26 protein-coding genes are annotated in these 20,354 nt (G+C 63.3%); 8 read left to right on the top strand and 18 right to left on the bottom strand.

Annotated elements, in window-relative coordinates; genetic code table 11:
- Window positions 1-399: 399 nt before the first annotated feature.
- Window positions 400-960, bottom strand: a complete 561-nt coding sequence (locus AB4Y63_RS18155; protein ID WP_441792467.1) for a dihydrofolate reductase family protein — start codon at window positions 958-960, stop codon at window positions 400-402.
- Between the two features lie 149 nt (window positions 961-1,109).
- Window positions 1,110-1,670 (bottom strand): dihydrofolate reductase family protein, encoded by a 561-nt coding sequence (locus AB4Y63_RS18150; protein WP_441792466.1) that lies wholly within the window; start codon window positions 1,668-1,670, stop codon window positions 1,110-1,112.
- Window positions 1,671-1,808: 138 nt separating this feature from the next.
- Here AB4Y63_RS18150 and AB4Y63_RS18145 point away from each other — a divergent pair, with 138 nt between their 5' ends.
- Together AB4Y63_RS18145 and AB4Y63_RS18140 are read left to right on the top strand one after the other, a co-directional pair.
- Entirely contained in the window at window positions 1,809-2,162 is a 354-nt protein-coding gene (locus AB4Y63_RS18145; RefSeq protein WP_441792465.1) for a metalloregulator ArsR/SmtB family transcription factor, read from the top strand.
- Window positions 2,159-2,878 (top strand): DUF2071 domain-containing protein, encoded by a 720-nt coding sequence (locus AB4Y63_RS18140; protein WP_441792464.1) that lies wholly within the window; start codon window positions 2,159-2,161, stop codon window positions 2,876-2,878. The genes AB4Y63_RS18145 and AB4Y63_RS18140 overlap by 4 nt, the downstream gene beginning before the upstream one ends.
- A gap of 23 nt (window positions 2,879-2,901) precedes the next feature.
- Here AB4Y63_RS18140 and AB4Y63_RS18135 read toward each other — a convergent pair whose 3' ends face one another.
- Window positions 2,902-3,375, bottom strand: a complete 474-nt coding sequence (locus AB4Y63_RS18135) for a hypothetical protein (RefSeq protein WP_441792463.1) — start codon at window positions 3,373-3,375, stop codon at window positions 2,902-2,904.
- Between the two features lie 302 nt (window positions 3,376-3,677).
- Between AB4Y63_RS18135 and AB4Y63_RS18130 the strand changes: the two genes are divergently transcribed.
- The 3 genes from AB4Y63_RS18130 (at window position 3,678) to AB4Y63_RS18120 (ending at window position 6,310) form a co-directional block, all read left to right on the top strand.
- Window positions 3,678-4,871 (top strand): sensor histidine kinase, encoded by a 1,194-nt coding sequence (locus AB4Y63_RS18130; protein WP_441792462.1) that lies wholly within the window; start codon window positions 3,678-3,680, stop codon window positions 4,869-4,871.
- Window positions 4,868-5,509 carry a response regulator transcription factor gene (locus tag AB4Y63_RS18125; protein ID WP_441792461.1) on the top strand — a complete coding sequence of 214 codons (642 nt, stop codon included), beginning with the start codon at window positions 4,868-4,870 and terminating at the stop codon, window positions 5,507-5,509. Before AB4Y63_RS18130 ends, AB4Y63_RS18125 begins: the two co-directional genes overlap by 4 nt.
- Window positions 5,510-5,605: 96 nt before the next feature.
- Window positions 5,606-6,310 carry a hypothetical protein gene (locus tag AB4Y63_RS18120; protein WP_441792460.1) on the top strand — a complete coding sequence of 235 codons (705 nt, stop codon included), beginning with the start codon at window positions 5,606-5,608 and terminating at the stop codon, window positions 6,308-6,310.
- A 44-nt stretch (window positions 6,311-6,354) separates the two neighbouring features.
- Here AB4Y63_RS18120 and AB4Y63_RS18115 read toward each other — a convergent pair whose 3' ends face one another.
- Both AB4Y63_RS18115 and AB4Y63_RS18110 read right to left on the bottom strand, forming a co-directional pair.
- On the bottom strand, window positions 6,355-6,939 hold the full coding sequence (locus AB4Y63_RS18115; protein WP_441792459.1) for a hypothetical protein: 585 nt from the start codon (window positions 6,937-6,939) through the stop codon (window positions 6,355-6,357).
- A complete protein-coding gene (locus AB4Y63_RS18110; RefSeq protein ID WP_441792458.1) occupies window positions 6,920-7,711 on the bottom strand; it encodes an esterase/lipase family protein in 792 nt (263 codons plus the stop codon). Before AB4Y63_RS18110 ends, AB4Y63_RS18115 begins: the two co-directional genes overlap by 20 nt.
- Window positions 7,712-7,847: 136 nt before the next feature.
- Here AB4Y63_RS18110 and AB4Y63_RS18105 point away from each other — a divergent pair, with 136 nt between their 5' ends.
- Entirely contained in the window at window positions 7,848-8,327 is a 480-nt protein-coding gene (locus AB4Y63_RS18105) for a methyltransferase family protein (protein ID WP_441792457.1), read from the top strand.
- Between the two features lies 1 nt (window position 8,328).
- On the opposite strand, the gene AB4Y63_RS18100 is transcribed toward AB4Y63_RS18105, so the two are convergent.
- From AB4Y63_RS18100 to AB4Y63_RS18075, 6 genes are all read right to left on the bottom strand, one after another.
- On the bottom strand, window positions 8,329-9,786 hold the full coding sequence (locus AB4Y63_RS18100; protein ID WP_441792456.1) for a hypothetical protein: 1,458 nt from the start codon (window positions 9,784-9,786) through the stop codon (window positions 8,329-8,331).
- Between the two features lie 69 nt (window positions 9,787-9,855).
- Entirely contained in the window at window positions 9,856-10,443 is a 588-nt protein-coding gene (locus AB4Y63_RS18095; protein WP_441792455.1) for an RNA polymerase sigma factor, read from the bottom strand.
- A gap of 420 nt (window positions 10,444-10,863) precedes the next feature.
- Complete coding sequence (locus tag AB4Y63_RS18090) at window positions 10,864-11,334, bottom strand: hypothetical protein (RefSeq protein ID WP_441792454.1); 471 nt, start codon at window positions 11,332-11,334, stop codon at window positions 10,864-10,866.
- Entirely contained in the window at window positions 11,315-12,349 is a 1,035-nt protein-coding gene (locus tag AB4Y63_RS18085) for a DUF6545 domain-containing protein (protein ID WP_441792453.1), read from the bottom strand. Before AB4Y63_RS18085 ends, AB4Y63_RS18090 begins: the two co-directional genes overlap by 20 nt.
- Complete coding sequence (locus tag AB4Y63_RS18080) at window positions 12,349-12,843, bottom strand: hypothetical protein (RefSeq protein ID WP_441792452.1); 495 nt, start codon at window positions 12,841-12,843, stop codon at window positions 12,349-12,351. The genes AB4Y63_RS18085 and AB4Y63_RS18080 overlap by 1 nt, the downstream gene beginning before the upstream one ends.
- A 119-nt stretch (window positions 12,844-12,962) precedes the next feature.
- On the bottom strand, window positions 12,963-13,583 hold the full coding sequence (locus AB4Y63_RS18075) for a hypothetical protein (RefSeq protein WP_441792451.1): 621 nt from the start codon (window positions 13,581-13,583) through the stop codon (window positions 12,963-12,965).
- Window positions 13,584-13,743: 160 nt separating this feature from the next.
- Here AB4Y63_RS18075 and AB4Y63_RS18070 point away from each other — a divergent pair, with 160 nt between their 5' ends.
- Window positions 13,744-14,172, top strand: coding sequence for a YybH family protein (locus tag AB4Y63_RS18070; RefSeq protein WP_441792450.1), 429 nt, complete (start codon window positions 13,744-13,746; stop codon window positions 14,170-14,172).
- A gap of 808 nt (window positions 14,173-14,980) precedes the next feature.
- On the opposite strand, the gene AB4Y63_RS18065 is transcribed toward AB4Y63_RS18070, so the two are convergent.
- From AB4Y63_RS18065 to AB4Y63_RS18055, 3 genes are all read right to left on the bottom strand, one after another.
- Window positions 14,981-15,205, bottom strand: coding sequence for a hypothetical protein (locus AB4Y63_RS18065; protein ID WP_441792449.1), 225 nt, complete (start codon window positions 15,203-15,205; stop codon window positions 14,981-14,983).
- 686 nt (window positions 15,206-15,891) lie between these two features.
- Window positions 15,892-16,704: an alpha/beta hydrolase gene (locus AB4Y63_RS18060; protein WP_441792448.1), complete on the bottom strand. Its 813-nt coding sequence runs from the start codon at window positions 16,702-16,704 to the stop codon at window positions 15,892-15,894.
- Between the two features lie 291 nt (window positions 16,705-16,995).
- Window positions 16,996-17,400 (bottom strand): VOC family protein, encoded by a 405-nt coding sequence (locus AB4Y63_RS18055; RefSeq protein WP_441792447.1) that lies wholly within the window; start codon window positions 17,398-17,400, stop codon window positions 16,996-16,998.
- 143 nt (window positions 17,401-17,543) lie between these two features.
- Between AB4Y63_RS18055 and AB4Y63_RS18050 the strand changes: the two genes are divergently transcribed.
- Window positions 17,544-18,128 (top strand): DapH/DapD/GlmU-related protein, encoded by a 585-nt coding sequence (locus AB4Y63_RS18050; RefSeq protein WP_441792446.1) that lies wholly within the window; start codon window positions 17,544-17,546, stop codon window positions 18,126-18,128.
- A 192-nt stretch (window positions 18,129-18,320) separates the two neighbouring features.
- On the opposite strand, the gene AB4Y63_RS18045 is transcribed toward AB4Y63_RS18050, so the two are convergent.
- The 4 genes from AB4Y63_RS18045 to AB4Y63_RS18030 all read right to left on the bottom strand — a co-directional run bounded on the left by AB4Y63_RS18045 (window position 18,321) and on the right by AB4Y63_RS18030 (window position 20,305).
- Window positions 18,321-18,812 (bottom strand): hypothetical protein, encoded by a 492-nt coding sequence (locus tag AB4Y63_RS18045; protein WP_441792445.1) that lies wholly within the window; start codon window positions 18,810-18,812, stop codon window positions 18,321-18,323.
- A gap of 277 nt (window positions 18,813-19,089) precedes the next feature.
- Window positions 19,090-19,410, bottom strand: a complete 321-nt coding sequence (locus tag AB4Y63_RS18040) for a HigA family addiction module antitoxin (protein WP_441792444.1) — start codon at window positions 19,408-19,410, stop codon at window positions 19,090-19,092.
- The gene (locus tag AB4Y63_RS18035) at window positions 19,385-19,666 is read right to left on the bottom strand and encodes a type II toxin-antitoxin system RelE/ParE family toxin (RefSeq protein ID WP_441792443.1); all 282 of its coding nucleotides are present in this window, start codon (window positions 19,664-19,666) and stop codon (window positions 19,385-19,387) included. The genes AB4Y63_RS18040 and AB4Y63_RS18035 overlap by 26 nt, the downstream gene beginning before the upstream one ends.
- Before the next feature lie 108 nt (window positions 19,667-19,774).
- Window positions 19,775-20,305 (bottom strand): putative immunity protein, encoded by a 531-nt coding sequence (locus tag AB4Y63_RS18030; RefSeq protein ID WP_441792442.1) that lies wholly within the window; start codon window positions 20,303-20,305, stop codon window positions 19,775-19,777.
- Window positions 20,306-20,354: the final 49 nt, after the last annotated feature.

Below are 20,354 nucleotides of genomic sequence, written 5' to 3'. Positions count from 1 at the left end.
GTCGCCCTCTGCTGGTACCACCACTCGACCATCGAAACCTCCGGCTGGCAGATCCGCATCCTCAACGGCGCCGTGCAGATCAAGGCACCACCCTGGCTGGGACTCGGCAGAGACTGGCTCCCCGCCAACCAGCACCGCGCCCACACCACTCTCGGCCGCTGACCCACCCGGACGAAGGGTCCCCGAGACCGGCTCGCGCGATCTCGAGACACGTCCGACTCCGTCGGGCGCTCCTCGATCACCGAGATGGATCGGCCCCCGACAGACTCGACCACCGCGACGACCGCGTTCCCGAGACCAGCTCACGAGGCCTCGAGACACGGCCGACTCCGCTGGCTGATCCTCGACCACCGGGAAAGCACGACTGGCGCGGCCGCCTCGCGATCTTGCCAACGGCGATCAGGCCGTGACGCGATAGTTCAGGTAGGTCGTTCCACTCTCAAAGCGATGCTCGCCTCTGAGCTCGAGCGACTGGCGCAGCTCGTCGGGAAACGCGCGGGTTCCCCCGCCAAGCAGGATCGGCGCGACAAAGAGCTGCAGTTCGTCAACCAGCCCAGCCTGCAACATCTGCGCTGCGAGGTCAGGACCGCCCACGGTGAGGTCCTGTTCCGAGGACTGCTTCAGTTGCCGAACCAACGCAGGATCAAGCTGGCGCTCAATTTCAGTTCGAGCGCTGGACGGCGCATCCAACGTCGTCGAGAACACAATCTTGTCGGCCCCCTGCCAGATGTGCGTGAAGTCTTGTTCGACAGCGGGCGCGTCGACGAGGGTGTGAGCCGTTTCCCAGTACACCATCGCTTCGTACATCCGGCGCCCGTAGAGGTAGGTACCGACCGGCCGCACCAGGTCATTGATGAATTCGAGCATCTCGTCGCTCGGCGTCGTCCAATCGAGGCTGCCCGTGGCATCCGAAATGTAACCGTCGAGCGACAAGTTCACAATGTAGACGAGTTTGGCCATAACAAACCTCCCCGGTGTAGGAAACACGAAACACGCGTCAAGCGGCACACAACACAGCGACAACGATGCACGCGACTCACGACGAGAGTAAAACCGACTGCCCGCGCCGGCAACCGCCTCCGCGCTGCGTGCCAGGTACGAAAGAGCAGTCAGGCCGTGACGCGATAGTTCAGGTAGACCATGCCGTTGTCGAAACGACGCTCGCCGACGAGCTCAAGCGATTGGCGCAGGTCATCGGGATACGCCCGTGTTCCACCACCGATCAGAATCGGCACGATGAACAGTTGTAGCTCGTCAACCAGGCCGGCCCGCATCATCTGCGCTGCGAGACCGGGACCGCCCACGGAGATGCTCCGTTCCAACGTCCGCTTCAGTTGCCGAATCAACTCCGGGTCAAAGCTGCGCTCGATTTCGGTGCGATCGCTGGTTGGCGCATCCAACGTCGTTGAGAACACGATCTTGTCGGCGGCTTTCCAGATGCGGGTGAAGTCCCAAATCACGCCGGGTGGGTCGACCAGAGTGTCGGCGGTCTCCCAAAACAGCATCGTCTCGTACATCCGACGCCCGAGGAGATACGTTCCGACCGAGCGCTCGAGGTCGTTCACAAAGGCATGCACCTCTTCATTCGGCTCGGCCCAATCGAAGTTGCCCGTCGCATCTGAAATGTATCCATCGAGTGACGAGAACATCGAGTAGCTGAGATTGGTCATGGCAAACCTCCAGGGTGCGGAACGATGAACGACACGACGACCCTAAGTCCGACCGCCTGCACCGGCAACCAGCTGAGCGACACCGGAACATCATCATCACCCTTGATTGCTATTTAGCATTAGTGCTAGATTGCGAACATGTCCGAATCGACCGCTGATATCTTCACCGCCCTGGCGCACCCCACCCGCCGCCAGATCCTCCAAGATCTGAAGGATGGCGAGATGGCGGCCGGCGAGATCGCCGCACGGTTCACGAGTTCCGGGCCCACAATCTCGCGGCACCTGTCTATCTTGAGAGTCGCCGGACTGGTCACCGAGCGACGCGACGCGAACCGCATTCTCTACTCCCTGGTGGGCGACCGCCTCGCTCTATCAGTCGGCGAGTTTCTTTCGTCGGTCTGCCCGGAGCAGATGCTGCTGCGGAGCATCCGGCCCCCAACGAAGCAGCCTGCGTCGATTGGCGCAGCCGCTGAAGGCGCCGACCGCGCATGAGATACCGGGCCCCGAACCTGGCCGCGACCATTGAGCGTCGCCTCCTCATCAACTACCGACTCGATCCGGTCGTGGCCCAGTCTTTGCTGCCCGCATCTCTGCGTCCCCAGTTGGTCAACGACAGCGCGGTCGCCGGCATCTGCCTGCTTCGCCTCGGCGCGCTGCGCCCCACCTGGTTCGCTCCCCCGGTCGGCTGGGGTGCCGAGAACGCAGCGCACCGCATCGCCGTCGAGTGGGACGACGCATCCGGAACCCATGCCGGGGTCTACATTCCCGAGAGACACAGTGCCTCATGGCTGCCGGTTGTCGTGGGTGGCCGGCTCTTTCCCGGAGTCCACAAGCACGCCAGCTTCAGCGGCGCCGAAACGCCAGAGCGCGTGCAGGTGACGATGACCGCCGCCGATACGAACGTGCGGGCGGATGTGGAGATCACCGACCACTGGACGAGCTCACTCTTCGACACAGTGACGGATGCCTCGGCCTTCTTTCAGAATGGATCGATCGGGTGGTCGCCCTCACACGACGGACGCGCACTCGAAGGGCTCCAGCTGAAAACAACGCAGTGGCGAGTTGATCCGGGAACTGCCGTCGACGTTGAATCCTCGTTCTTCGACGCGTTGCCCGCCGGCTCGGCTGTGCTCGACAACGTTTTGGTCATGCGTGATGTGCCGATCACGTGGAGTGCGCCGCAGAGCCTCGACTCACGCCACGGGTAGCCGCTGCTAGCGACTCAACGTCACTAGCGGCTGAGGGTGATACCGACCGTGGCGAGCGTGCCGACGACGACACCCCAGATCGTGATCGAGATGATCTGCCAGAGGATGACGGAGTTCTTCGGGGCACCGAACGACACCATGGCCGCTGAAGTGAATTGGCTCGGCAGAATCACCGGCCCCACCAGGCTCACCCCGGCCACGCCGTATTTGTCGAACCAGGCCCGCACCTTCCGCCGACGAGACGACTCCTCCGGCGGCGTTTTTCCGTTCAGGACACCCACGCGTACTCGATGCGCGGTGAGCGCGAAGATCATCATCGAGATGATGTTGCCCACGATCGCCGCAGCAATCGCGACCACCGGAGTGACCCCGGCGAGAATGCCGATCACCGAGCCGAAGTATGAGTCGACGAAGGGAATGGCTGCGACGAGCATCACGCCGACCCACTGGAGAAACTCGGGGAAGGAGGAAGTGAAGTCTTGCAGAGCGGGAATCATCGGCAGTGCCTTTCGTGGTGGAGTGAAGCGATAGGTCCATCCTGTCGACGCCCCGGCAGCCGAAGTAGTGCCGTGGTGTCACCGCATTTGTGGTGATTCTGCATACAAGTACGTGACAAATGTCACTGCCCTACGCTGGTCGACATGCACCGTTTTGCCCTTCTCGCTCCCCGACACCCGTGGGTGCGCTCCTGATGCCGACGCTTGCCCGACGCGCTCGCACGCAAGAACCTGCACTGGCCGGGGCCTCAGTCGGGATGGCCCGCTCTTCGCAGCCGGTTCAACTCGATCATGGGCGAGGCGTGCACGCCACCTGGACATACACCCTCGGCTCGATCGCCTTCGTCGTCGTTGTGCTCGCGGCATTTCTCGTGCTGATGTCCGCGTCGGTCTTCTCTTCTTCACGCAACCCGCTCGACGGCGCGGTGCTCGTGGCAATCCTCGTCTCCGCGGCCGTTCAGCTGCGGTATTGCTGGTTTCTGCAACGCGGACGGGGCGGCGGCCTGCCCCACCCCGCCTGGACGATTGCGCTGCTCGCCCCGCCCGCCCTCGCGTGGATTCTTGGCCTTCTCACGCCGGGTCTCGGCGTCATTTCCGCGTTCCCGTTGTGGATGGCGCTGTGCCTGATGGCCTGCCTCCTGCACAAGCGCCGGCGTCGGCTGTTGCTGGCGGGCGGGATTGTGGCGGTCGTGCTTCATCCGTTTCTCGCCCTTGCACTGAACGGAACCGCACCAGAAATTCCGCTCAATAACAATTCCTGGCTGCTTTTGACCTACGGAGCGTTGTTCCCTGCCATGCTGCTCAGCGGCCTGTGGTGGTGGGAGATCGTGGTGGAGCTTGACCGACACCGGCGCGCCTCCGCCGAGCTCGCCGTCGCCCACGAACGACTGCGGTTCGCCTCAGACTTGCATGACATTCAGGGGCACCACCTGCAGGTGATCGCACTCAAGTCTGAGCTGGCCGAGCGGATGCTTGACATCGATATCGAGGCCGCCCGGGCCAACATCCATGAGACCCGCATCATCGCCAAACAAGCCCTCGACGAGACACGCTTGCTGGTCTCCGGCTACCGCGAGATCGCGCTGGACGACGAAATTGAGAACGCCCGCGAGGTTCTGTTTGCAGCCGGAGCGGAATGCGAACTGAATCTCGATGCCGACGGCGACAGTGGCTCCCCAGCGCCAGCACCCAGCGCCGAGGTGCGCCGCGCGCTCGGATTGGCCGTGCGCGAGGCGACGACCAACATTCTGCGACACAGCACTGCGAGCCACGCAACAATTCGCCTGCGCCTGGGACGCGAGGTCTGCACACTGGAAATCAGCAACAACGGTCTCGTCGAGGGCGGCCAGCCGAGCCGAACACCGGGGTCCGGCCTCGCCGGCCTGCGGGAACGCGTCATGGCGCTCGGCGGAGAGTTCGACACCAAGATCGACAGTGAAAACGATCGGTTCACGCTGCGCCTGCAAGTTCCGACTCAGCACAGGGTCACATCATGAGCGACAGTGCAGCTGTTTCAGCAACAGCGCCGCGCCGCATCCGTTTGCTCATCGCCGACGACGAGCACCTCATTCGCGGCGCGCTCGAAGCACTGCTCGGGTTGGAGCCGGACATCGAGGTCGTGGCGAGCGCCGACAACGGTGTGACCGCCGTCGAGCTTGCGATCGAGACCCGACCCGACATCTGTCTGCTCGACCTTGAGATGCCACAGGCCGACGGCCTCGAAGCTGCCGCCCGCATCCTGTCAACGGTCAACACCCGGGTCATCATCGTCACGCGTCATGCCCGACCGGGCGTGCTGCGACGGGCACTCGCCACCCGCGTTTCAGGGTTCGTGCCGAAGTCGACCCCGGCCGAAGAACTGGCCAACGTCATTCGCGATGTTGCTGCCGGCAAGCGCTACATCGACCATGAGATTGCCGCAGCGGCACTCACCGCGGATCGTTGCCCGCTCACCGATCGCGAGCTCGATGTGCTGCGCGTCAGCCGCAGCGCACTGGGAGTGCAACAGATCGCCGACCAGCTCCACCTTGCATCCGGAACAGTGCGCAACTACCTCTCCTCGGCCATGACCAAGCTCGATGCGGTCTCCCGGCACGATGCCGCCGAGCGGGCATGGCAACACGGTTGGATCTAGAGATTCACCAGATCCTCACTGCGTTCGCACAACCCCGCCGGTGCGCAGCCGAGCGCTAAGGTGAGCGCAGAATCATTCTGAGCTCGGGGGAAGCACATGCAGACTGAACCAAACTCGCAGCCAGAGGCGGCGCCATCCGCCACTACTCACTTCACGACAACGTGGGGTGGACTTGCCATCGTCGTGGCCGGGCTACTGCCACTCGTGGTGACGCTGGGCTCGCTCGATGGCGGAACCTTCCCCATGTTCTGGACCGGCCCACTCGATCTGCTCTCGTCGCTTGTGCTCGCCATCGGACTGATCATTCTCGCCTTCGGGCTGCACGGGGAGGGCGACATCGTCGGCGGCTCACGGTGGGGGCAGTCCGCACTCCTGGTACTCGGGCTTGCACCCGTCGCGCTCGATCTGTTTCTTCGCTTTTCCAGCAGTGCGCCGGTGGATCTCGCGGACTTGCTGTTTGACGTGGTGATCTTTTTCAACGTGCTGACGGCCGTGTCGGCCGTCCTCGCCGTGGCAGTGATCGCGCGGGTCCGGCTTATCCCCCGGTACCTGCGGTGGGGTGCTGCCGTCGTCGTCGGATGGGGCATCGTGCGAGCCTGCCTCGACTACTTTCCCTTTGGCCTCTTTCCGCCGGGCTTCGCCCGTACCTATGAAGCCCTCGCCCCCGTCATCCTTGGCGTATGGACTGGCGCCGCCATCATCCAATTCCTCCTGATGATCGCGCTCGGCATTGGACTCGCCCTCTACGGAAACGCCGGCACCCTCCGCCGGTGGCGTGACACTGTAGACCGCAACTGGTAGCGACTGCCTTCAGGCAGCCAGCTGCCGACCGACGTCCGCAGGCCTCAGGCTCCCCCGGGCGGATCGATCAGCAGACTCACGCGCTCGGCGAGATAGCTGTCGAAGTCGATCGCCATCTCGTCGGCCACCGAGGTATTCCAACGCACGAGTGCGCGCCCGCCACGCAAGAAGAGTGGGCCGGTCGACTCATGGAGACTCGCGGCATCCGTCGCAATTTCGGGCGCATCGAAGTTCACTGTCTCCCCCTTGGCAAAGTGCCCTTTCAACGCTGCGGCCCGGTAGGCGCGACGCTCCTCAGCCGATTGGGATTGGTAGCCGGCCCGGCCCGGTTCGACCGCCCGGGTGGTGGTTCCCGTCGCGTAGAGCGTTCCATCGCGGCCGAGCAGGAAGACTCCGAGTCGCCAGACGCGACCGGCGGGCGCCAGCGCGGCCTCCTTGGTGAAGAACAGCACCTTGTGAGGTGCGATGTACCGGCCGTGCGCTTCATCCCGAGCACCGGCCGCGCTGAGCGTTTCGACGGCGCGGTCGAGACTGCGACGGATGTCTGCGGCGAGCGCCTCGTCAGACTTCGGCCCGACGTCTCGGCCAGCATCCTGGTCGCCGTCTCGGTCAGCGTTCGGGCGACTCATCCGCCGCATCCTCTCTCGTGTCCTCGCTTGCGTCTTCGCTTGTGTCATCGCCGAAACGGCGCGAGATCGCGCTGACTTCCTGCTCGACCGTTGCGATCAGCAGCTCACTCTGCAGAATTCGGAAGTGTCCGTTGATGGGGAGCTCGATGTTGCGTGCGCCGTCCAGCGCGCTGCCCCCCGGGATGTGCGGATCGAACTCGCCGTAGATCGAAACGATCCGCTCGTTGACCTGCAACTGTTCGAGGAGGGCACGCACGACTGAGTCGCGCGGCGAGAACGCCCGCAATGTTCGGGAGAGCATGAACCGCGCGTACCTGGAGCCTGAAAATGGTGTTGCAATCGCGACCATTCCTCGCACTGCGCCCGTCGATTGGGGGTCGTGCGGCGGGCCCGACAGATCGAGCATCAGGTGCTTGCCGATCAGGCCGCCCTTGCTGTGAGCAACAAGCACGAACTCGGTGATTCCGTGGTCGGTCTGAAGCCGTCGCAATTCCGACCCGACGATCTCGGCGGAACGCGGCACCGGCATCCGGTTGGAGGCCAGCTCCGGCACGGTGAAGATCCGAAACCCGCGGGCATTGAGGCGGCGCGCGACGGGCTCCAGAAAAAGCCAGGTCTCGTAGACGCCGGGTAGCAGCACGATGGCCGGCAGACCGGGGTCCCCTTCGTCGAACTGCGTCGGGCTGTGTCGGTGAGCAAGGGAGCGGGCCTGTTGCACGCCGGCATAGACGTAGTCGAGACCCCAGGAGGATAGCTGGCGAACGGTCAGCATCGGCACCTCACCTGTTCGACGATGAGGTCGGTGGCGCAATCTCCGTCTGAGCACACTGACATGACTTCATCATCGCGCATGCGGCCGATGCCTGCGGTTTCTCCGGCTGACCGGCGCACCGGCGTACGCTCACATCATGAAACGTGTACTCGCGTTTGGACTCGTCACCCTGCAGATTGTGCTGCTCGCCGCACTGCTGCTGATTCCCCACGGCTCGCTCTGGCCGCGCGGGGCGCTGCTCGTGCTCGCGTCGCTCGTGCTTGATGCAGTCGGCCTGGCACTCATGCTGGCCGGAACGCTGGCCCTCGGCTCGGCGTTCACCGCGAGCCCAATCCCCCGCGAAAACACACAACTGGCCACCCGCGGCGTGTACGGCTACATCCGCAATCCGATCTATACCGGGTTTCTCACCTTCGGCCTCGGCCTCACCCTGTACGGGGCATCCGTCTGGCACATCCTGCTCTGGCTCGCGCTGGTGGCGCTGCTTTCGGGCAAGGCTCGCTGGGAAGAACGGATGTTGGCTGCCGCGCATCCCACCTACCGCGACTATGCGTCGCGTGTCGGGCGTTTCTTACCGGGTCTCGGCCGCTTGCGGCGTCCGCCGAGCGAAGAATGAGCTACTTGGTCGCGAAGTCGAGCTTCGAGTCGGCGACCGCAATGACAGACCAGGTGCCGCCACCGGCATCCGTGAACTCATAGGCGGGAACGATCAGCACGGTCCCATCGGGCTGCCACTGGCTCGCGAGCCCGAGACGTGCCTTGACAATGTCGACGTTGTTTACCGGCCACGACAGCGAGGTGCCTGTTGCCGGGGTAGCCGGTGGCTCGGTCGGGGGCACCCACTCGGAGGGCCCGACATCAGTCTGAGCACGCATAGCCATCGGCATGATCGTCATCTGGGCACCGAACCGGGGGTCCGACAGGCGCTTGAAGCCTTCTTGCTCGCTGACGACGGGATAGTTACCGAGGGGCACGATGTGTGCGAGTGCACCGGATGCGCTGACGACACCGGCGTTAGTGATTTCCAGCGACCACGACTGGTCGACACGCTTACCGTCGACGACAGGCCACGCCTGGGCATTCCGCGTGAACGAGCCCTCCCAGGACTCTGAGGTGAATTCAAACGCGCCGGCGTCGCGTCCCGCTGCGGCAATCAACGAGCGCAGGGCAGTGATCGCAGCGTCTTCGCTCGGGAGATCGGTGGGCGGCTCGCAGGGAGCGGTGCCATCTCCGCACTCCCAGGGGTTGGACCGCGGGTCAGAATAGTAAAAGCTGAGCGTTCCGTCGAGACTCACCATGAGCGACGGTGACGTTCCGTCCTGCGAACCCACTTGCCAGGAGCCATCCTTGATCTCGGCCGCTCCCTCGACACCGAGCGCTCCGGCGAGTGCGGCGACAGTCTCGGCATTCGACGACGCGCGTGCGTCATAGGTATACGCCGATGCCGTACCCGCTGCCGAGGAGAGCCCCGACGAGCTGAAGTTATTGCGGCCGAATCCGTACGGGGAGACCATGTCGGACGCCCCGCCCGCCGACAGCTTCGACTGCTCACCCCCTGCTCCCGCGGCGCCAGCGAAGCCGGGCTGAACCGGACCGTTCTGCGCTGGGCCCATGCCAGGCGCCGTGCCGCCGGCCCCTGTGCCCAGCGTGATGGGCGGAGCCGCGCCATCGGCGGAGTTCGTGGCTCCGCTCATTGACGCTCCGATGCCGAATCCGGCACCGCCGACGAGAGCGAGCGACGCTGCCACAGCGACCAGCGGAAGCCAGAGTGGGCGGCGGCGAGCGCGCTCGGCGGTGAGGTCGGAGACCGGGGCCGCGGTGGATGCGGCGTCGGTCGTGGATGCTGCGTCGGTCGTGGATGCTGTCGGCTCTGCCAGAGTGCGGGCGAGCACCTCATCGGCAAACCCTGCTCGAGGCTCCACACCGGCTGCCGGATCGGCCGCACGCAGTCGGGCGATCAGTTCAACGTCGCCCGATTCAATGTCGCTTGAATCGAGGTCGTTCGAATCGGGCTCGCTCGGGTTGAGGTCGCCCGGTTCGAGATCGCTCGGTTCGCGCTCTGTGTCGTCGTTCATGTTGGTCACCCTCCGTGAGTGCGGTTCACCTACTGATATGTGCGCTGCGGCCCTAACCTTGCAGGCAAGCTAGAACGTGAGTCGTTCTTTCCACACGGCGCGCAGTCGCGAGCGTGCTCGGGAGAGCGCAGCATCCGCCCCGGATCGGGAAATGCCGAGCACCGCAGCGAGCTCCGCGCCATCGAGGCCCTCCCACGCGTGCAAGAGCAGAATCTGACGGTCGCGCTCCCCCACGCTCGCCAACGCACCGCGCAGTTCGGCGTCAAACAGCGCGCTCAATTCGGGGTCCTCGCTGACGCGCAGGCTGCCGGTCTCCGGCACCTCTTCGACGGGAATGTCGACATTCTTGCGGCGCTGGTTGGCAAGAATGAACCCCGCGGTCCGGTAGAGCCACGGAAGGACTGCCTCCGGCGGCACGTCGTCCCGTCGCCGCCAGGCCGTCGTGAGAACCTCGGCAGCGAGATCCTCAGCATCCTGGCGCGGTCCACGGCGGGCGAAGTAGCGCACCAGCGCTGTCGAATGCTCGCGGACTACGGCGGTGAACCATGCCGCATCCGGGCGCATCTCTGGCACGGCGTCATCATCGGTCAACGCCGTCCCCCCGGTCAGATCGGCCTCGGTCGCATCGGCGGCTGGCGCAGCGCTGTCAGTCTTCACGACATGAATGTGTCACACGAGTTGCGAATCTTGCACGCAACTTGCGGAGAAACGCCAAGGTGCACATCTCGAATGCGAGAAACGCCGAACGGCGTGGGGCTCGGTCCCCGGTTCTACCGTCCCCCATAATTGGGTCGTGCCCTGAGGCGTCCCCCCACTCCAGGGGCACGTTGCGTCCCGCCGCGTCCCCCCACGCGGCGGGACGTTTGGGTGGCAGGAGATCCACCTCACACTTGTTGATGGTGAAGTCATTGATGGTGAAGCGCACCGGTTCCGCAATGCATGTCCCCCGGATCCCGGCGCGCTTCGGCCCTTATCCCCCCAGATTGGACATGTCTAAGCCTACCCCAATGGGACGGCGCCCCCGGCCGATCGCTCATTCGGGCGCTGGGCTGCGTCGGAGAGGTGCGATGGATGGTGCTACTCGTTTGCCTGGTCTGAGCTGCCAGACATCCCCTCTTCGAGGAGCCTCGTGATCTCCCGAAGAGCTTCTGGTGAGGTGTCCCCGAGGGTGCGGGCTGCGAAGTTGATAACTCGCTTTACTCGGATCATGCGAACCAGCTCCAGCTGAGAATCGATGCGCTCCGGGAGGTCATCATCGGACCCGAGTAAGTACGCGGGGGCGATTCCGAAGAAATTGGCGATCTCAGTGAGAAGGCGCACATCGCTGACCAGCGGGCCTTCACCCTTGATCATGTACTGCCATCTGGCCCGCGAGATCGACACCGACTTGGCTGTGAGACCGGCAGCGATCTCACGGTAGGTGTACGGGGTGTTTCCCTCGGCCACGACCACGTCGAGCAGCAAGTTCAGCTTGCGTGCGAGCTCCTGCTGTGGCGTGGGCTGCGGAGTCCCGGCCCCACCCGCTTCATTAGGCGTCTTGGTACTCATTGGTCCTCGAGTCGTTGTGGATCCCGGTGGATGTATCTGATACGCGTCGGATGTGAGCTTCGATCCGTTGGATGAGCTGTGCCTCGCGATCCGAGAGTGGCTGGTCGGGGTGGAGAAGCAGGCTGTCGCGAACCTCGACGTAGCGGCGATGGAGGTGCAGGGCGTGGGTACCCCGGAAATAGAGGTCGACTCGTGAGACCGGTGCTTCAATGCTGAGCTCAGGCAGGTCAGCAAGCAGTCGCTCCCAGAGCGGGGTGATCTTCCAGAGCAGCCGCCGGCTTCTCCGTGCGTCGCTCAGGTTCGTGGCAACGCCGACAAGCAAGCGGAGACTGAGTCCAACCGAGAGGAGCACCGGTGCAACGAGCCGGCACGACACCGCCAGAAAATCAACTGTCTCGCTGACGTAGCCGTCACCTGTCGCCGTTCGTACGATGGCCAGCTGCATCTGGACGGCCACATAGATCATGCCTACTGCGCAGCCCAATGCAATGATCACGAGCGCTGTCTTAATCGTCCTGTCTGCCTGACGTTTGAAGTCTGTCGCGCACGCAGCAATCGTCGAGATGGCGAGCACCATGAGTGCGATCCACGTCGTGAAGCCGTAGAGCAGCTGGCCCCAGTCGCCAGAGCCGACAAGCTGGATGTCTTCAATCTCCCAGCCGCCGCCGAAGAAGAGCGCCGCTTGGAGCGCGATCAGTCCGGTGGACCCCCACAAGGCGAACTGCTTCCTGGCCCGAGTGAGACCCGTTTTCGAGACGGCGGTTTGGATGAGACAGTCGAACAACGCCACACAAATAATCAGCGTGGCGTGGAAGATGAAATACGTTGTGTCGGAACCGCCGATGAGTGCGTCGAAATAGGCATAGGGGCCACTCGAGATCAGTGACAAGGTCACCGAAAACGCCAGCATGAACCAGAAAAGCAAACGCCGGTTCCCGCGAATGGCGCTGGGAATGAGTAGAAATGTCGTTCCCCAGAGTGCACCGAGCACGCAGTATTCGATCAGAGTAACCATCAGAGCACCTGTCCAAATCCGGTGTCGGCACTCTTTTTGTAGATCGATGAGTCCCTCCGAAGGATCATCGCGAGTTCGTCCCCGATGGCTTCAGCCATTGCCTCTTCCTCATCGGTGAAGTTACTTCTGGAGAGCGCCGACACGATCGCATTCATCGGGATGAGGGGCGCGAGGAGCGCAACTCGCTCGGCCGGCATGGCCATCTTCGTGTGATTAAGAATCATGTGGCCGAATTCGTGGTTCACGAACTGCTGGCGGTGGACAGCGGAGTCCGTTGGCGCGTAGTGGATCCGCTCAAATCCTTCACCGGCCACTTCGAGCCAGAGGGCGCAGACTCCAGCGTCGATCATTCCCTGAGGCGCCTGCCTGATGACGATCTTCTTCTCGCGGATCTGTTCCATGTGGTGGTGCAAGCGTTCCGAGTTCAAAGGACGTGGGAGACCTATCTCCTGCACCAGTTCTTGAGCGTGTTGCTGACGTGCTGCATAGTTCACGTGTGGATCCGATTTTCGTGTCGATTCGCTGCGTCCCCCAAAACCGGATCCAGCGCACCTGAGAGATGACTGGCGACCGCCAGCCTGAGATTCGTCAGGTTCTCCATGATAGCTGCGGCCTAGTCGATGGGATCGAGACCGTTCTCGATGCGCAGCTCTTCGGTCTCGACGTCGAGCACATCGAGAGGTTTGCCGGCATCGCGGCGCACGCGGTAGCGGCCAGTGAGCAGAGACAGTCGATCGCGTGGGCTCTCCAACCCGACCCGGTCGAGCATGCGAAGCCCAATGGCGAACCAACGCTCGGCGAGCGCAACTTCTCCGGCCATCTCGAAACCTTCGGCAATCATCTCGTAGATTCCGAGTTCGTCGGCTCCGCCTTTCCGCACCTCATCGGCGAGAGCCACAGCCGCATCGAGTTCGTTGTTCTCCAAGTGCAGGCTGATGAGCGTGGGATGCGCCTCGAACGGTTGAGCCGACGGATGCTCGCTGGCCGCGCGGGCCAGACGAAACGCCTCCGCCATGTCATGCGCCAGTTGCAAGTGCTCGGCGGCCACAATCAACAAATGTGCGGGAGTGACGCCGTCACCGAGCTCATAGTTGTCGGCATCCGTCGCCCACTCTTCGAAGATGGCGGCCTTCTCGAGATGCTCGGCCGCGCCGCCGGTCACGCTGCCGGTTGCCTCGTCAAGGTCGCGAAGCTCGAGATCGTCAATGTCGTCTTCGGTGATCAGAGTTGCCATGACTCGAGGCTAGTGCTCGCGTTGGACTCGCGGCCATATACGACATTCGGCCCCCTTGTCAGTTGCGTTGCAACTGACGTTTGCGTTCTCTCGCATGATGGGGCCCACACGTCGGAGCAGATGCGGCGTAGCATCGCCCTCGAAAACGAGGGAGGCAACTGTGGACGAGAAGAGTGACTTCAATCAATTCCTCGGTCAACAAGCTGAAGCTGAAAAGGCGCTGGTCGAAGGTGATGTTGCCCCGAGGCTGAAGCTGTGGACCAGGGATGACCCCGTGTCGCTCCTCGGCGCGTGGGGGCCGAACAACCTCGGGTGGGAGGCGGTGAGCCGCACGTTTCACTGGGTCGCCGACCGGCTGAGTCAGGGCACCTATACCGACTTCAGATACGACGTCGACGTCGCCGAAGCCAGTGGCGACATGGCGTACACCGTCGGATTCGAACGCTTCAATTCTGTCGCGGACGATGGCACGATCGAGCCGATCACGGTGCGGGTGACCCACGTGTACCGGCGCGAGAACGGCGAGTGGAAGATCGTTCACCGCCACGGCGACATGGCGCCCGAGGATCAGAGCCCGCCGTCGGCCTGACCATGCAACGGCGAGGGGTTGCCCTCCGGTCCGACTCAGCCGGGGATATCGAGACTGACCGGCCCGGCGTCACTACGTCCGCCGCATTGCTCGCTGCCGCCCACGCGCCGCCACTCGAGCGCGACGTCCCTCTCGGCGAGAACCTCGCCTGTTGCGGAGACCGCGCGAAGCGTGAGCCTCTCTGGCGTCGCCATGTCCAATGAGATTTGCCACGTGCGCTCATCAATGCGGGAGATGGAGAACAACAACGGGATGTCCGTGGGAGCCGGTGCGGAGGTCGCCGAATCTTTCGGGATCACCGTCGCCAACCGCAGGGGCTCGTCCGGTACCTGCTGAACGGGAGCAGACGCGGCACACACACCGTCTGCGCACAGCTCGAGACCAGCAACGCTGCCCGCGTTCCCATTGAGCTCGATACGGACGGTGTTCATCCACGCGATGGCGGGGCAGACTCCCGGAGTCGCACACCCTGACACAGCAAAGCTGACAAGCAGAACAGCGGCAAATCCGAGTCGTCGCATTCTCCCCATACTGGCCAACCGTAGCAGCGGGCCGGATCAGAGCGCTGGACTGGGCTCGCGGGCTCTCCTTCGGAGCGCCACGTGTCATCCGAAAATAGGAATGGCGCGATGTGCTGAACTTGAATGACGATTCAATAGAAGTCGACCCAACGCCGCCCTCTGAATCCATGAGTGAACGAACCACGCGACGACTCCAACCGGCATGACGATCCACAGTAGAACGCCGCGCAGCGTAAGCAGCACCAGTGCTGTCGCCCAGTAGAGCGGTGACCGGCCTGAGTGCTCGGTCACTTTTCGGTCGCCTTTGCTTGACGTGCACGCAGATATCCGCGCACAAATTGCCACTCCACGATCAGACCGAGACCAGTCAAGGCAAATGCGGCTGGAGACTGCGTCGCCCCCTCCACAATCGACCCCACGACGATGGCGGCGCAGATCAGCATGTTCCACCACGCCGCTGCAATTCGACCGTTTGGTGAGGTGAGCCAGCCAAGACCGCCTCGATCAGTCATCGAATTTGCCCCGTAAGCGCCCCGATGGATACACCGATACCTAGAATCACGAAAAGTGCGCCAGCCAGCGCCATCAGCGCGGGTGATTGAGTTCGGCCCGATACACGGATGCCCTGCTGGCGTCGTTGGAGTCTCGCCATCTCTGATATTCGAGCGCGCTTCACGATGAATATCACCCCGAATGCAATCGCGAACGGCGCCCACAGGAGGGCAAATACCTGACTCGAACTCACGGTGTGAATCCTACGGGCTAAAAAAGTCTGACAGGCTATCTCGCGCTCGCAGTCTCCTGCGCGATTCGGACCCTCCCCCACGTTCCGCGCCCAATCGACATGATGGCAATCGAAAGTCCGTACCCAGCTCAGCTCAGCTCAGCTCAGCTCTTTCGTGCCCGGCGCAGGGCGCGCGATGCCACGACGCCACCCACGACAATGATGGGGAGTCCAACAACAATGCACCCAACAGGGAAGGCTAGATTCCACATTCCGGCCGCGGCCAAAGGATAGTCGCCGCCGTTCAAGACATACGAGAGAAGGAGTGCGATGCCGGCGAGGACGAATCCCACCAATGCGCGACCAAGAATGACCCCGCGATGGGGCTAGACGTTGAAGCGGAACTCCACCACGTTCCGGCACGGAAGAACCTTTGGGCTGCGGGACCGGAGCGTGGCCGCGAATGGAATTGATCTAGACATTCGCTCCGATCTGACCTCGAAGCCATTCGTCAATAGTTTCTAGGGCGGCTTGCGCCATCGGGGTTGCGTGCCCCGTGAACGCGTGCGGCGACGCGGGATAGACGCGCAGGTCAACCTCAACACCGGCCGCGAGGAACCTCGCCGTCATGGCGAGATTGTCTTCAAAGAGAACATCCTCTGCGCCGATCACCATCAGGATCGGCGGGAGGTTCTTCAACTCCGCGAAGATGGGAGAGATGTCCGGGTTCGTACGATCTGGCGCGTCACCTGCATATGCGCCGAGGAAAAACTCGTCGGCGATGAGGCGTCCAGCCGGTGTCTGCGCGGAGAGATCGTACGTGCCACATTGAACCACCGCGCCACCGAATGCATGAATACCGCGATCGCGTAGCCGTATCAGTGTCGCGGTCACCAGCGTGGAGCCTGCGGAGAATCCACTCATGGCCAGTCGTGTCGTGCCAAACCGCGCTTCGGCGTGCTCGGCGAGCCACAATGCGGCCGTCTCGCAATCGTCAGGCGCTGCCGGCCATGGATGCTCAGGGGCGAGTCGATAGTCCACGCTCACCACAGCGATGCCGAGAGCGTCGACGAGTCGCCGATTCCGAACATCGCTTCCCGCGGCGGAGCCCAGGTAGAAGCCGCCCGTGTGAATCTCCAACAGCACACCTGTGGCGGGTCGACTCGATGGTGTGTGGATTCGCACGGGCACGCTTCGACCACCAGCACTCACCGTCTCTACCGACGGGGACGGCTCGCACTCAGCAGGTACGGGCATTGCTTCACGGACCGCGACGAGCTCGCTCACGCTCTGTGGCCCGCGGCCAGGGCGTCGGCGTGCATAGAACGCACGAGACTCGTCGACGAGCGACAAGAGCACCGGATCAATCAGAGAAGACACCTCAAGTCGCATGAGCGAAACTCTACGAAATGTAGGCCCAACTCTTGGCCGGCCACGCGGCAGAGCGCTGACAGTGAGAACCATCGGCCGCGTCAGAGGTGCCACTAGTCAGCCGGCCCACGGGGCGACCCGCCGCTGCCATCCGCAGTAGCAGACGAATATCAGCCGTCTCGACCCACCAAAGATCAAAGCGCCAAGTCAGCCGGCCTCTCGCGGTGGGTTGTGCATGAACTCAATCCGGATGCCGTTTTCGTCCTCGACGAAGGAGGCGTAGTACCGGTCAGTGAACCGGGGGTACTCCTTCGGGTCGCGCACGACCGTCCACCCGGTGTCCGTCGCGATCCGATGCAGGCGGTCCACCTCCTCGCGTGAGGCGACGGCGAACGCCAGGTGCTGCCACCCGACTCGACCGTGACGGTGCGGTCCGGTACCCGAATCCCGAGCCGGCATCAGGATGAGCTCCGGCTCGCCGTCAAGGTTCCAGGAGACCGACCCGTTGGCGTCGTACCGGGCGAAGCCGAGCGCCGCCAGCACGGGATCAAACTGCGAGACCGCCCGCGGGACGTCGTCGACCGTGATGCCGAGATGATCGAAAATGGCCATGATCACACGCTACCGGATGCATCCGCCCGGGATCAGGAACCCCCTCAGGCGAGGGTTAGACGTTGAAGCGGAACTCCACCACGTCGCCTAGCCGAATAACGACTGCAAGCTCGGGTGCTGTTCTGGCGCGATACCGTGGGTAGATGGCTGAAATACAAGGACTCGACGACCTTCTAACGGCGCTGAACGCCGGAGAGACGATCCCCGGAGGTTCGCCGCACCACGCGGCGATGCACGCCGCGAGCCAAGAATCGCTGCGCATCACCGCCGAGCTCAACGGGCGCTACCACTCCCCCGATGAGGTCAGGTCCCTGATGAGTGAGTTAACCGGGCACGAGGTCCCCGATTCCTTCCAGCTCTTCCCACCGTTCAGCGCTGACTTCGGCAAGAACATCCGCTTCGGTGAAGATGTGTTTGTCAACAGCGGCTGCCGATTCCAGGACCAGGGCGGTATCGACATCGGCGATGGATCGCTCATCGGCCACAATGCCGTCATCACGACGTTGAATCACGACATGTCGCTGAGCCGACGGGCCGACATGCACCCGGCCCGCGTCGTAGTCGGCCGGGGCGTGTGGTTCGGGGCCAACGTCACGGTACTGCCGGGCGTGACGATCGGCGATTGGGCTGTAGTGGGCGCGGGGGCCGTCGTCACGAAGGACGTGCCTGCGCGGGCGATCGTCGTCGGAGTGCCTGCGAAGCAGGTAGGCACGGTGTCGGACGACTAATCGGCTCATCGTTGCCCGCCCGCTCAGTCGAATTCAATCGGCTGAGCAGCGTTGTTGCACAAGCGAACCTAGACGTTGAAGCGGAACTCCACCACGTCGCCACACGGAGAAACGTCTGGCGCGCCGCGGCCCAACACCTCGGGATCCTGCGCATGGGTCATCGGACTGCCAGGCTTCCGGTCAGCCCGGTCGCTAACCGATCATGTACGCGAACCCGCGATTCGACGCCGCCACCTGCGTCAGGAACTCCACAGCGCGTTGCAGGAAGTCGAGAATGTAATGCGCGTCCTGGTCCGTCGTCATGTCGTCGCTCACACTGTGCTGCAATTCAACGAGATCTTCGGCGATCTCCACGACCTCCTCGGGAGCAATAGCTCGCGCCCAGGGACTCCATCCGTATCCATTCATTGTGACCTGCCCCTCGAACATCCGGTAGGCGGCTCGGGGCGTCTCACCTGCCCTGCTCGGAGCAGTCAGCGCCTGCATCGAGGACCATGCCTTGTCCAGGTACAACATGTCAGTCTTAGGCACAGACTGCACGAAGTTCGTGTCCGCCACCTGTGCACCGTGAGGCATGCCCCAGGCGTCTGCCAGCGGGTCATCGCTGATGACACTCAGCGGATCGGCCAGCGCGAGTGCGGTCATGTCTGCGTCGAATGCGTATGCGTAGTATCTGATTCCCATGTGTCGATCCTGCCGAGTGCGCAACATCTCCAACGGCCGAAACCCAGAACCTGTGGATAACCCCTCAGGATCCGGAGGAGTGGATTGTCAACGAGACGCGGCGTCGCCCTTCATTGCCTATTGCGACATAGGCACCTCGGACGCTGACCTCAGAGCGGCATCGCTCTAGGCCCGGCGTCTAGCTCAGCCAGTACCGGCAGCGCGATCGCCACAGACAGCTCCATGATCACGCCCTGCACGAGCAGCAGCCAAGCCGCGAGACGGAAACGTCAATCCATCATGCAACCTTCAGCGGAGTGATCGCGGCAACCTTGTCCCGTAGAGCTCGGCGCTCAAGCCGCAGCTCGTAGTTCGACTGCAGGTTCATCCAGAACTCCTCCGACGTCCCGAAGTACCGGGCCAGACGGATCGCGGTGTCGGCCGTGATTCCCCGTTTGCCGTGCACGATCTCGTTGATCCTGCGTGGCGGCACGCCGATCGAGACAGCGAGCTTATTCTGCGTGATCCCGAATCCCTCGATGAAGTCCTCCATCAGGATCTCCCCCGGATGGATCGGGTCAATTAGGTCCCTCTCAGTGGTAGTCGACGAGTTCGACATCTTCCGCACCTCCCTCTCTCCATGCGAAGCAGATACGCCACTGGGCGTTCACGCGGATGCTGTGCTGCGCGCGCCGATTCCCGGCCAAGCGTTCCAGGCGGTTGCCGGGAGGGATTCGGAGATCCTCCACGTCTTTGGCCGCGTGGATGAGCTCGAGTTTCCTCAGGGTCGCTCGCTGCACGGCCCGGTCGACACCCTTGACGTACTGCTGATGCCAGATCCGCTCGGTGTCTTTGCTCCCGAACGATCTGATCACCGGAACAGTGTATAACGCGATGCGTCAATAACGCTAGACGTTACAGAGGAGCTCCACCACGTTCCGTCAGTTGACAACCTCACGATGAGCAACTCTGCGCCTGGGCACCTAGCCGATCTGCGCCTGAATCTCCCGGATCGTCGCGCCCAGGATGCCACGTGACAGAAGCCCGACCCCGAGCGGACCGGAGGAGTCAACGCCCAGCTGCGGAAGCAGCCGCAGCGCTGATCGCTCACGTTCGCTCAGCTGCGCCACCTGCCACCGAATCTCTTCCTGAACCGCTTCCTGCTGATTCGGGTGAGCCAGCGCAACCGCCTTCGTCGCGTACGCGGCCGCGCCAAGTGCATGGGCACCCATGTGAGCGACTGCCGCGGCTTGAGCAACTGCCCTGGCTGCTGCAGTACCGGCCGGAGTGGTCGCCGCGTTCGCTGCCTTCACCGCAACGAGGCGCTTGCTGATCTCGACAGCGGCGCTGCTCTCTCCGGCGCCGTACGCACGCGTGCGAGCAACCGCATCCCGGATCTCTTCCGCCGCCGCCTCATCAGCGTCGAATAGCGGGAGCACACGCTCAGCACAGGCCAGCGCCCAACGCGCGATGGCACGTCGGTCTGAATCGCTGAGGGTCTGAATCGATGCCACGAACAAATCCTGGCACAGCAGAGCGGACCTGAGCCCCGCACTTTCCAGA

Origin of the sequence: Leifsonia sp. YAF41 (assembly GCF_052113185.1) — a bacterium.
Taxonomy (GTDB): domain Bacteria; phylum Actinomycetota; class Actinomycetes; order Actinomycetales; family Microbacteriaceae; genus Cryobacterium.
This window is presented reverse-complemented; position numbering and strand designations above follow the sequence as displayed.

Bases quoted from the DNA above. Each gene is read 5' to 3' on its own strand.
- AB4Y63_RS18155 (WP_441792467.1), bottom strand. From the start codon at position 960: ATGGCCAAACTCGTCTACATTGTGAACTTGTCGCTCGACGGTTACATT.
- AB4Y63_RS18150 (WP_441792466.1), bottom strand. From the start codon at position 1,670: ATGACCAATCTCAGCTACTCGATGTTCTCGTCACTCGATGGATACATT.
- AB4Y63_RS18145 (WP_441792465.1), top strand. From the start codon at position 1,809: ATGTCCGAATCGACCGCTGATATCTTCACCGCCCTGGCGCACCCCACC.
- AB4Y63_RS18140 (WP_441792464.1), top strand. From the start codon at position 2,159: ATGAGATACCGGGCCCCGAACCTGGCCGCGACCATTGAGCGTCGCCTC.
- AB4Y63_RS18135 (WP_441792463.1), bottom strand. From the start codon at position 3,375: ATGATTCCCGCTCTGCAAGACTTCACTTCCTCCTTCCCCGAGTTTCTC.
- AB4Y63_RS18125 (WP_441792461.1), top strand. From the start codon at position 4,868: ATGAGCGACAGTGCAGCTGTTTCAGCAACAGCGCCGCGCCGCATCCGT.
- AB4Y63_RS18120 (WP_441792460.1), top strand. From the start codon at position 5,606: ATGCAGACTGAACCAAACTCGCAGCCAGAGGCGGCGCCATCCGCCACT.
- AB4Y63_RS18115 (WP_441792459.1), bottom strand. From the start codon at position 6,939: ATGAGTCGCCCGAACGCTGACCGAGACGGCGACCAGGATGCTGGCCGA.
- AB4Y63_RS18110 (WP_441792458.1), bottom strand. From the start codon at position 7,711: ATGCTGACCGTTCGCCAGCTATCCTCCTGGGGTCTCGACTACGTCTAT.
- AB4Y63_RS18105 (WP_441792457.1), top strand. From the start codon at position 7,848: ATGAAACGTGTACTCGCGTTTGGACTCGTCACCCTGCAGATTGTGCTG.
- AB4Y63_RS18100 (WP_441792456.1), bottom strand. From the start codon at position 9,786: ATGAACGACGACACAGAGCGCGAACCGAGCGATCTCGAACCGGGCGAC.
- AB4Y63_RS18090 (WP_441792454.1), bottom strand. From the start codon at position 11,334: ATGAGTACCAAGACGCCTAATGAAGCGGGTGGGGCCGGGACTCCGCAG.
- AB4Y63_RS18085 (WP_441792453.1), bottom strand. From the start codon at position 12,349: ATGGTTACTCTGATCGAATACTGCGTGCTCGGTGCACTCTGGGGAACG.
- AB4Y63_RS18075 (WP_441792451.1), bottom strand. From the start codon at position 13,583: ATGGCAACTCTGATCACCGAAGACGACATTGACGATCTCGAGCTTCGC.
- AB4Y63_RS18065 (WP_441792449.1), bottom strand. From the start codon at position 15,205: ATGACTGATCGAGGCGGTCTTGGCTGGCTCACCTCACCAAACGGTCGA.
- AB4Y63_RS18055 (WP_441792447.1), bottom strand. From the start codon at position 17,400: ATGGCCATTTTCGATCATCTCGGCATCACGGTCGACGACGTCCCGCGG.
- AB4Y63_RS18050 (WP_441792446.1), top strand. From the start codon at position 17,544: ATGGCTGAAATACAAGGACTCGACGACCTTCTAACGGCGCTGAACGCC.
- AB4Y63_RS18045 (WP_441792445.1), bottom strand. From the start codon at position 18,812: ATGGGAATCAGATACTACGCATACGCATTCGACGCAGACATGACCGCA.
- AB4Y63_RS18040 (WP_441792444.1), bottom strand. From the start codon at position 19,410: ATGTCGAACTCGTCGACTACCACTGAGAGGGACCTAATTGACCCGATC.